Source organism: Actinophytocola sp. (genome assembly GCF_035712165.1).
Classification (GTDB): domain Bacteria; phylum Actinomycetota; class Actinomycetes; order Mycobacteriales; family Pseudonocardiaceae; genus DASYTH01.
This window is the reverse complement of record NZ_DASTBH010000508.1, coordinates 1-2996: the sequence shown is the minus strand read 5'-3', so window position 1 is coordinate 2996 and position 2996 is coordinate 1. Positions and strand designations below refer to the sequence as shown.

The window sequence follows — 2996 nt, the reverse complement described above, 5'->3', positions numbered from 1 at the left end:
GCTCCACCGGTGTGGCCGCGGGACGGGTGCGGCGACGATGGACGCGAGGATGTCGCCGGCCCGGGTGACGGTCGTGGACAGCAGCGACGACGAGATCCCGTGGGTGTGCTCGGTGCCGCCCTGGAGGTAGATGCCACCGGGCAGTTCGGGTCCGGTGACCAGGCGGTAGTCGCGGTCCACCCGGACCCGGCCGCCGTCGTCCAGCCGGCAGGACGCCGCGAGATCGCCGAGCAGGGCCAGCGGGTCGGCCGGGCGGTAGCCGGTGGCGTAGACGAGGAGATCGCAGTCGAGCACGGACTTCTCGTCGGTGGTGAGCGACTCGACGGTGATGCGGACGTTGTCACCGGAGTGCACGGCTTCCACGACCCGGGAGACGTTGTGGATGTGCAGCCGGGGGGCGCCCAGCACCTTCTCCTGGTAGACCCGCCGGTAGAGCTCCTCGATCAGGTCGATGTCCACCACCGAGTAGTTCGTGTTGCCGTGGTAGCCGAGGATCCGCTGCTTCGCGTGCTCGGGCGCGGCGTAGAACTGGTCGACCGCGTCGGGGTCGAAGACCCGGTTGGCGAACGGGCTGTCGTCCGAAGGGCTGTAGCCGTACCGGGAGAAGATCGCGCGGACCTCGGCCCGGGGGAACCGGTCGTGCAGGAACTTGGTCACCTCTGCCGCGCTCTGGCCGGCGCCGACGACAGCCACCCGGCCGGCCGCCAGCTCGCCGATCTCGTCGATCCGGTCGAGCAGGTCGCGGCTGTGCCACACCCGTCGCCCCAGCGTGGCCCCGTCCGGGAGGCTCGGCCGCAAACCCAGGCCCAGCACCAGGTTGCGGGCGTGGAACAGCACCGTCCGGTCACCCTGACGCGCGACCACCTCGAAACCCTCGGGCGCCGGACGCACCGCCACCACGTCGTGCCCGTACCGGGCCACGCCGGAGAACCGCGCCGCCGCCCACTCCAGGTAGTCGTGGAACTCCACGCGCAGCGGGAACAGCGACTTGTGGTTGATGAAGTCGGCCAGCCGGCCCCGGCTGTGCAGGTAGGCGAGGAAGCTGAACTCGCTGGTCGGGTTCCGCAACGTCACCAGGTCCTTGAGGAAGGACACCTGCATCGTGGCGTCGTCGATCAGCATGCCCCGATGCCAGCCGAACCGCGGCTGCCGCTCCAGGAACAGGCCGGTCAGCCCGGCGTCCGGCCGGGCCCGGTTGTGCTCCTCGATCGCGATCGCCAGAGCGAGGTTGGACGGTCCGAAGCCGACTCCGACCACGTCGTACACGGGCACAGGACCGACCTCCCACTGTGGGTGCATGAAGTTAGCCTAACCTAACATTGATCACTGGAGTAAGGGTAGGCTTGCTTGACTTTCGGCACCGACAAGGAGTTGCTCATGCGGGTCGTCATGTTCGGCTACCAGACCTGGGGTTACCGGACCCTCGAGGCACTGCTGGACTCCGAGCACGAGGTCGTGCTCGCCGTGACCCACCCGAAGAGCGCGCACGCCTACGAGAAGATCTGGGACGACTCGGTCGCGGACCTGGCCGCGGCGCACGGGGTCCCGGTGCTGCTGCGCAACCGCCCGGACGACGAGGAACTGGTGCGGCGCCTCAAGGACGCCGAGCCCGACATCATCGTGGCGAACAACTGGCGGACCTGGCTGCCGCAGCACATCTTCGCCCTCCCCCGGCACGGCACCCTCAACGTGCACGACTCACTGCTGCCCGCCTACGCCGGCTTCTCCCCGTTGATCTGGGCGCTGATCAACGGCGAGACGCGGGTCGGGCTGACCGCGCACCTGATGAACGAGGATCTCGATGCCGGCGACATCGTGGTGCAGCGCGCGGTCGCGGTCGCGGACACCGACACCGCGACCGACCTGTTCCACAAGACCGTGGCGCTGATCCGGCCGGTCACCATCGAGGCGCTCGGGCTCATCGCGTCGGGCCGCACCGACTGGGTCAAGCAGGACCGCGACCAGGCGAGCTTCTTCCACAAGCGGTCCATCGAGGACAGCCGGATCGACTGGACCTGGCCGGCCGAGGAGCTGGAACGCCTGGTGCGTGCCCAGTCCGATCCGTACCCCAACGCCTTCACCTTCCATCGCGGTGAGCGCATCCGCATCGTCGGCGCTTCGGTGTCCCGGGGCCGCTACGGCGGAACCCCCGGGCGGATCTTCATCCGGGAAGGCGACGGCGTGGTGATCGTGGCCGGCGCCGACGCGCGCCACGGCCGCAACCACGGCCTGCTGGTCAACCGGATCCGCACCGAGGACGGCGCCGAACTCGCCGCGACCGACTACTTCCGCACCATGGGCGGCTACCTCACCAGCACCGGATAGGTTCACCGGGTGAACACCCGCGAGGTGGCCGGCGGCCGGACGATCCACGTGCCCGCCGTCGACCCGGACGACCTCCGCCCGGCCGGGCCGGACGCCCTCACCGACGAGTTCGACCTGGACTCGGTGCTGATCGACGGCGGGGACGCGTCCGGCAGCGCGGGCGACGGCACGCTGAGCACCGCGCTGCTGCGCCAGGTCAACCTGGCCGGCGCCAAACTCGGTCCGGTCACCCTCGCTGACACGGTGCTCAGCGGCGTCGACCTGTCCAACGCCTCGCTGCAACGGATCACCGCCCGCCGCACCGAGTTGCGCACCTGCCGAGGGATCGGGCTGCGCCTGTCGATCGAGCAGGCCACGGACCTCGCCGTCACGGACTGCCGGCTCGACTACGCGACGCTGCACATCGAGCGGGTCAAGGGCGTCGCCGTGTTCGCCGGCTGCTCGTTCCGGGAGACCACGATCTCCGGCAACCTGTCCGACGTGCTGTTCCAGGACTGCGACTTCACCGAAACCGAGTTCCGCGCCACCCGCGCCACCCGGTGCGACCTGCGCACCTCCCGGTTCACCAGCGCCCGCGGCCTGCTTTCCCTACGTGGAGCCATGATCAGCCCCGACCAGACCGTCGCGATCGCCGCCCTGATCGCCGCCGAAGCCGGCCTGATCGTGTCCGG

At 69.9% G+C, this 2996-nt stretch carries 3 protein-coding genes; 2 read left to right on the top strand and 1 reads right to left on the bottom strand.

The window, feature by feature from the left end:
• On the bottom strand, nucleotides 1-1299 hold a 1299-nt coding region (locus VFO68_RS28790; RefSeq protein WP_325161551.1), incomplete at its 3' end, for a lysine N(6)-hydroxylase/L-ornithine N(5)-oxygenase family protein.
• Nucleotides 1300-1377: 78 nt separating this feature from the next.
• Between VFO68_RS28790 and VFO68_RS28785 the strand changes: the two genes are divergently transcribed.
• Entirely contained in the window at nucleotides 1378-2325 is a 948-nt protein-coding gene (locus tag VFO68_RS28785) for a methionyl-tRNA formyltransferase (RefSeq protein ID WP_325161552.1), read from the top strand.
• A 9-nt stretch (nucleotides 2326-2334) separates the two neighbouring features.
• The coding region (locus VFO68_RS28780; protein ID WP_325161550.1) for a pentapeptide repeat-containing protein at nucleotides 2335-2996 on the top strand (662 nt) is incomplete at its 3' end.

What these genes read in the sequence shown, in the direction of transcription:
- VFO68_RS28785 (WP_325161552.1), top strand. Translation starts at nt 1,378, where the DNA reads ATGCGGGTCGTCATGTTCGGCTACCAGACCTGGGGTTACCGGACCCTC.